Annotated in this window: 6 protein-coding genes; 1 reads left to right on the forward strand and 5 read right to left on the reverse strand. The window is 72.4% G+C overall.

The window, feature by feature from the left end:
• Positions 1-208 precede the first annotated feature (208 nt).
• Positions 209-1,726 (forward strand): MFS transporter, encoded by a 1,518-nt coding sequence (locus ACFE60_RS16410; protein ID WP_375389933.1) that lies wholly within the window; start codon positions 209-211, stop codon positions 1,724-1,726.
• Positions 1,727-1,742: 16 nt separating this feature from the next.
• Here the strand turns inward: ACFE60_RS16410 and ACFE60_RS16415 are convergent, their stop codons facing one another.
• From ACFE60_RS16415 to ACFE60_RS16435, 5 genes are all read right to left on the reverse strand, one after another.
• Positions 1,743-2,768 (reverse strand): NADP-dependent oxidoreductase, encoded by a 1,026-nt coding sequence (locus ACFE60_RS16415; RefSeq protein ID WP_375389934.1) that lies wholly within the window; start codon positions 2,766-2,768, stop codon positions 1,743-1,745.
• Between the two features lie 37 nt (positions 2,769-2,805).
• A complete protein-coding gene (locus ACFE60_RS16420) occupies positions 2,806-3,729 on the reverse strand; it encodes an NAD-dependent epimerase/dehydratase family protein (RefSeq protein ID WP_375389935.1) in 924 nt (307 codons plus the stop codon).
• A 67-nt stretch (positions 3,730-3,796) separates the two neighbouring features.
• Positions 3,797-5,320, reverse strand: coding sequence for an MFS transporter (locus ACFE60_RS16425; protein ID WP_375389936.1), 1,524 nt, complete (start codon positions 5,318-5,320; stop codon positions 3,797-3,799).
• Position 5,321: 1 nt separating this feature from the next.
• Positions 5,322-5,885, reverse strand: a complete 564-nt coding sequence (locus tag ACFE60_RS16430; RefSeq protein WP_375389937.1) for a PadR family transcriptional regulator — start codon at positions 5,883-5,885, stop codon at positions 5,322-5,324.
• Between the two features lie 51 nt (positions 5,886-5,936).
• The coding region (locus ACFE60_RS16435; protein ID WP_375389938.1) for a hypothetical protein at positions 5,937-6,841 on the reverse strand (905 nt) is incomplete at its 5' end.

Here is a 6,841-nt window from a genome sequence, read left to right on the forward strand (position 1 = left end):
GAAGCCGACCGTGTCGCTCATCGTGTAGATGCGGCCGTCGCTGGTCGTCGTCCTCCGTCGCAGGGACCTGCGCGGAGACCTCGTCGACGAGACCCTGCTGCGTCATCGCGGCCGCTCCTCACTGATGTCGGGATCCGAGTATACGACACGGGCACGTTCTGGAACGTGGCAGATCCGGAACTGCTCCGTTCCGTATATGGTGGAGCCCATGACCTCCTCCCCCGAGTCCCCCGCCGCGGTGGACGCGCCCTCGTCACGACGGTGGTGGACGCTCGCCGTCGTCGCGCTCGCGCAGCTGATGGTCGTGCTCGACGCGACCGTCGTGAACATCGCCCTGCCCTCGGCGCAGGCCGATCTCGGCTTCTCCGACGCGGACCGCCAGTGGGTCGTCACGGCCTACTCCCTCGCGTTCGGCAGCCTGCTGCTGCTCGGCGGCCGCCTCGGCGACCTCGTCGGCCGCAAGCGCATGTTCCTGATCGGCCTCGTCGGGTTCGCGCTCGCCTCCGCCCTCGGCGGCGCCGCGCCGACGTTCGGCGTCCTGATCGCCGCCCGCGCGCTGCAGGGCGTGTTCGGCGCGATGCTCGCCCCGACGGCGCTCGCCGTGCTCACCACGACCTTCACCGTCCCGAAGGAGCGCGCCCGCGCCTTCGGTGTCTTCGGCGCCCTGGCGGGCGCGGGCGGCGCGATCGGGCTCCTGCTCGGCGGCGTGCTGACGGAGAGCCTCGACTGGCGCTGGAACCTGTACATCAACGACGTCATCGCCGTCGTCGCCGTCGTCGGAGCGATGTTCCTCGTCCCGAACGTCCGGCGCACCGGCCCGCGGCCGAGGCTCGACGTGCCCGGCACCCTGCTCGTCTCCGCCGGGCTGTTCAGCCTGGTCTTCGGGTTCTCCAACGCGGAGAGCGACGGCTGGGACTCGCCGGCCAGCTGGGGCTTCCTCGCGGCCGCGGGCGTGCTGCTGATCGCCTTCGTGGTCTGGCAGACCCGCGCCTCCCACCCGCTGCTGCCGCTGGCGATCCTGCGGGACCGCAACCGGGCCGCGGCGTACGCCTCCGTCGTGATCGCCGGCGCCGGGATGTTCGGCGTGTTCCTGTTCGTCACGTACTACGTGCAGTCGACGCTCGGCTACTCGCCCATCCAGACGGGCGTGGCGTTCCTGCCGATGATCGGCATGCTCGTGCTCGCCGCCCAGCTGGGCACGAACCTCCTCGTGCCGAGGTTCGGGCCGAAGGTCATGGTGCCGATCGGCATGGTGCTCGCCACGACCGCGATGGTGCTGTTCACGCGGCTCGACGTGCACAGCGCCTACGCGCCCGACCTCCTGCTGCCGCTGCTGCTCATGGGCGCCGGCATGGGCTCGATCATGCCCGCGTCGATGCAGACCGCGACGCTCGGCGTGGACCGGCAGTACGCCGGCGTCGCCGGGGCGCTCGTGAACACCAGCCAGCAGGTCGGCGGCTCGATCAGCACCGCGCTGCTGAACACCCTCGCGGCCACCGCGCTGACCGACTACCTCGCGAGTCACGCGCCGGTCACCGCCGCCGTCGGCGCGGAGGCGGCCGTGCACGGCTACGCGACCGCCTACTGGTGGTGCGCCGCGTTCTTCGCGGGCGGTGCCATCCTCGCCGCGGTCGTCTTCCGCCGGCGCGACCAGGGCCTCGGGCTCCACACGGCGACGTCGACCGCAGGGGCCCCCGCCGAGGACCGGGTGCCCGTCGGCGCCTGAGACCGGGTCAGCTCGACTAGAGCCGGACGAGCATCTTCCCGGTGTTCGCCCCGCGCATCAGGTCGAGGAAGGCGTCGACGACCCCGTCGAAACCCTCCCGGATCGTCTCGTCATGGACGAGACGACCGTCCTGCACCCACGGCACCGCCTGCTCGAGGAACGCCGGGAAGTGGGGGAAGTAGTGCGGCACGGTGAAGCCGCGCATGCTCGCGCCGCGGGTGATGAGCAGCCACAGGTTGTCCGGGCCGGGCACGCGGCGGTCCGCGTTGTAGCTCGAGATCGCCCCGCACAGCGCGGCCCGTGCGCCGTCGTTGAAGACCTCGATGGCGGCCTCCAGGTGGTCGCCGCCGACGTTGTCGAAGTAGACGTCGATGCCCTCGCCGTCCTCCCGGCCGGTGACGGCCCGCAGCTGCTGCCGGATCGGCGCCGCCTTGTAGTCGATCGCCGTGTCGTAGCCGTACCGCTCGGTGAGCAGGCGCGCCTTCTCGGGGCCGCCCGCGGACCCGATCGTCCGCGAGGCGCCCAGCAGCTTCGCGATCTGCCCCGCGATCGAGCCGACGGAGCCGGCCGCGCCGGAGACGAGGACGACGTCCCCCTCCCGCAGGTGCGCGATCTCGGTGAGCCCGAGCCAGGCCGTGAACCCGGTGACGCCGAGCACGCCGAGGTGCGCGGAGGCGGGCACGCCCGGCACCTCGCGGACCGGCCGGAATGCCGCCGCCGGCGCCTGCGCGACGTCGCGCCAGCCGAGCTCGTGCTGCACGAGGTCCCCCTCCACGAGGCCGTCGTCGCGGGAGGCGACGACCCGGCCGATCGCGGCGCCGGTCATCACCGCGTCGAGCTCGAACGGCGGCACGTAGCTGCGGCCCGCGTTCATCCGGCCGCGCATGTACGGGTCGACCGACAGCAGCTCGTTCCGCACCCGCACCTCGCCGGGCTGCAGCTCGCCCAGGTCGACCTCGACCCGGCGGAAGTCGTCGTCGACGGGCCACCCGGTGGGCCGGCGGGCGAGATGGATCTGGGTGCTGGTGCGGTCGGTGCTCACCGTCCGACGGTAGATCCGCCCGGCTGAGCAGGAGGGCTCAGCCCGAGGCCGCCAGCTGCAGGCCCTCCTCGGTCGACGCGGCGGACGGCGCCCAGCCCAGCTCCTCCTTCGCCCGCGCGTTGGACATCGGGATGCTCGACCGCAGCACCTCGTCGATGTAGGGCATGGCCCGGAAGACCGCGGCCGGGACCCGGAGGGGACGGGGCGCGCCGACCGCGCGGGCGGCGGCGTCGAAGAAGTCGTTCCAGGGGATCGGCCGGTCGTCGCAGACGTTGTAGGCGCGGTCGGCGCGGCCCCGCTCGAGGGCCGCGACGGTCGCGGCAGCGGCGTCCGGCACCAGGATGTACGAGTGCACCCCGCCGCCGGAGCGCGGCACGGGCAGCAGCCGCCGGCGCAGCATCGGCGCCATCCCGCGCAGGCTCGCGGCGTCGTAGAACAGGCCGTAGCGGAGGCTGATCCCCTCGAGCCCCGGCATCGAGCGGGTCAGGCGCTCGGCGGCCTTCAGCGCCTCGATGATCGGCACCAGGTGGCGCGAGGCCTTCCCCGGGACGCCGAACGGCGCCCCCTCCGGGATCGGCGTCGGGTCCCGCGGCACGAACCCGTACCCGCCGAGGAACGACTGCGTCACCATCCGGGTCGCGCCCACCGCCTCCGCGAGGCCGAGCAGGTTGGAGGTGCCCTGGATGCGCAGCCGGTTGGTGGCGTCGAGGTCCCGGTAGCGCATCGGCAGCCCGCGGATCGCCGTCAGCTCGTGCACGACCGCGTCGGCGCGCACGCCCTTCGCGGCGGCGAGCAGCCCAGCGCGGTCGAGCACGTCGGCGACGACGGTGCCTGCCCAGCCGCGTCCCTCGCCGGCGTCCGCCCGCCGGGAGATCCCGATCACGTCGTGCCCGGCCGCGATCAGCCGCTCGACGAGCGGCACCCCGATGGCCCCGGTCGCGCCCGCCACCACGACCTTCATCGGTCGGCTCCGATCATCCGGCGATGGTGTCACGCCCGCCGCGGCGGCGGAACACGGGCTGGTTCCGTCAGCGGCCCGCGGCCGCGGGCTCCGACGCTGCCTGCTGCTGCGGGGCGCTGCCGCCGCGGCCGACCTGCTTCGGCAGGGTGAAGACCAGCAGGAAGGCGACGACCGCGAAGGCGGCGCTGACGAGCAGGGCCGCCGTGGCGCTCGTGGCGAACGCGTCCGCCACGTCGGTGGAGGTGGGCCGGCGGCCGCTCGGGAACGACAGGGTGCCGAAGAAGACGCTGCCGATCACCGCGATGCCGATCGCCGAGCCGATCCGCTGCATCGTGGAGATGACGCCGCTCGCGGCACCCGCCTCCGCGGCATCGACGGTCGCCACGATGAACTGCACGTTCGGCGCGATGAACAGGCCGCTGCCGAGCCCGGCGACGAGCAGCGGGCCGAGCAGGTCCCAGCTGGTCAGGTCGGTGGCGGGCACCAGCAGCAGCACGAGCCAGACGCCGATCAGACCGAGCGCGACGAGGCCGGAACCGAGGATCAGGACCGTCCGGCCGATCGCGGCCGACAGGCGGGTGCTGAACGAGGAGCCGACGATGCTGCCGATCGCGAACGGGATCGAGACCAGGCCGGACTCGAGCGCGGTGTGCCCCAGGCCGGACTGCCAGAGCAACGAGATCGAGAAGAAGATGCTGACGAACGCCGCGAAGTAGACGAGCGCGAGGAAGGTGCCCGCGGTGAAGGCGGGGTGCGTGAACAGGTGCGGCGGCACGAGCGCGGTGCGGCCTCGGGCGACGACGCTGCGCTCCCAGAGGCCGAAGAGCACCAGCAGCACGACCCCACCGGCGAGGGAGAAGTAGGTCCAGAGGGGCCAGCCCTGGTCCTGCCCCTCGATCAGCGGCACGAGGATCGCGCTGAGCGCGCCCGAGAGCAGCAGCAGCCCAACGAGGTCGACGCCGTTCGCGGCGGCTGCCTGCCGCGGGCTGTTCGGCACAAGCGCGGCGGTCGCGAGCAGCGCCACGACGCCGATCGGCAGGTTGACGTAGAACACGAAGCGCCAGCCGTCCGTGGTGCCGAACGCCTCGATCAGCAGGCCGCCGAGCACCGGGCCGATCGCCGACGAGACGCCGAGCACGGCGCCGAACACCGCGAACGCGCGGCCGCGGACCCGGCCGGAGAACAGCAGCTGGATGTAGGCGGAGACCGCGGGCAGGTAGATGCCGCCCGCGAGGCCCTGCACGACGCGGGACACGATCAGCTGCTCGTCGGTCTGCGACAGGCCGCATGCCACGCTCGCGGCGACGAAGAGCGCGAGCCCGGAGAAGAAGACCCACTTGTGGCCGAACCGGTCGCCGAGCCGGCCGGCCGGGATCAGGGCCAGACCGAAGGCCAGCGCGTAGCCGGAGATGATCCAGGACAGCGTCGCCTCGGAGGCGTCGATGCTCGTGCGGATCGAGGGCAGGGCGACGTTCACGATGGTCGCGTCGATCAGGGACATCGCCGAGCCGAGGAGCACGACGGCGAACGCGATCCAGGCGCGCCGGGGCGCGACCTGGATGGTGCCGACGGGGGCGGGGGTGGTGGTCATGTCAGTCGGTCTCTCTGGTCTTCTCGTCCAGGACGATGGCGGGCAGCGCTGCGAGCACGGAGTCGAGCCAGTCGAGCTCGGCCCGCAGGCGGTGGGTCTGGTGCTGCATCACGTGCTGCTCGGTGATGTTCAGGTACTGGTGGACGTGCTCGAGGCGGGCGGTGTGGTGCGCCGCCGCCGCGACGATGGCGGCGCGCCGGGCCCGGAGGAGGTCCGGCAGCTCGTCGGCCATGTCCCTGCCGACCCTCGCGAGCGCGAGGTCGAAGGGGTCCGGCTTGAGGGCGAACTCGCGCAGCGTCTCGAGCCGCAGATCATCGAGCGCGATCCGCCCCGCATCGGTGATCCGGACGATCTGCCGCTCGGGCCTGGCGCCCTCCCGCTCCGTGCGCACGGGCTCGACCAGGTCCTCCGCGACGAGCCGCTTCAGGGCGCCGTAGATGGCGCCCACGCGGAAGTCGGTCCACATGTGCACGTGCTCCTTCTCCGCGAGGAGGCGCAGCTGGTGGCCGTGCATCGGCCCCCGCTCGGCGAGCGCGCCGAGCAGGAAGACGCGGATGGACGACACGCGATCAGTCTCGCATGACTGATCCTGTATGAACAACTTGAGCCGATGTCCTCAGAACCTGCTCGGAACCTGCACCCCGGCCGCGCGCAGCACCGGGGCGAGCCGATGCGGATCGCGCGCCTCCGGCCAGCCCCACCTCGCGAACCCGTCGTTGACGGCACGCATCCGGTCCTCACGGACCTTCTCGTTCCAGAGCACCTCCGCGGCGCCGTTCGGCGCGAAGCGCTCGTCGACGAACTTCACCCTCCCGTCGAACTCGCAGGCGGCCCGCTCGTCCGAGAAGAAGAAGTCCGACTTCCCGATGTAGCCGCGGTGATCGAAGTGCTTGTGCTGGAGCTCGGGGTGCAGGCCCATCCGGTGCATGGTGACGCGGCTGAGCGACTCGCCCACCGATCCGCTCCTGCCATCGGCGAATGCCACGACCGCGGCGATGCGCTTCGGTGCGCGTCGAGACCCGGCGAGATCGACAGCCAGCTCGAGCATCTCCCTCGGCAGGCCGGACCGCAGGGCGGAGTCGGCAGCGATGACGCCCTCCTCGAACGAGGCGGCGGCCGCGATGTCGATCACCGAGCGGCCCACGCTCGTCATCAGCAGGCCGTGGACCTCCACGACCTCCTCATCCCGGAGCGAGAGCAGATGACTGCTGACGCGCTCGAGACCGCGCTGGCCGGGCTCCGTGAACGTCACGTGGACCGTGCCGAGCCGGGTCGCCAGCGAGTCCTGGCCCTGTCCGGTCATCGCCGACCAGTGGGAGAACACCAGCGGGCGGTTCGTCACCGCATCGAGCGCTCGCATGGCGACGATGTGCTTCTCCTCGAGGTCGAGGTCCGCGACCGCGGACTCCTCCGCGTAGACCCCGTGCCGGATCAAGCGCTTCGATCCCCTGCTCCGGTCGCGCGCCAGCGCCCGCGTGTCCCGCGAATCCCTCGAGAGCAGCAGCTCGACATCCCATGACG

Source organism: uncultured Amnibacterium sp. (assembly GCF_964245895.1).
In the GTDB taxonomy this organism is placed as follows: domain Bacteria; phylum Actinomycetota; class Actinomycetes; order Actinomycetales; family Microbacteriaceae; genus Amnibacterium.

Excerpts from the sequence above, each read along its gene's own strand:
- ACFE60_RS16420 (WP_375389935.1), bottom strand. The coding sequence starts at position 3,729 with ATGAAGGTCGTGGTGGCGGGCGCGACCGGGGCCATCGGGGTGCCGCTC.
- ACFE60_RS16410 (WP_375389933.1), top strand. The coding sequence starts at position 209 with ATGACCTCCTCCCCCGAGTCCCCCGCCGCGGTGGACGCGCCCTCGTCA.
- ACFE60_RS16425 (WP_375389936.1), bottom strand. The coding sequence starts at position 5,320 with ATGACCACCACCCCCGCCCCCGTCGGCACCATCCAGGTCGCGCCCCGG.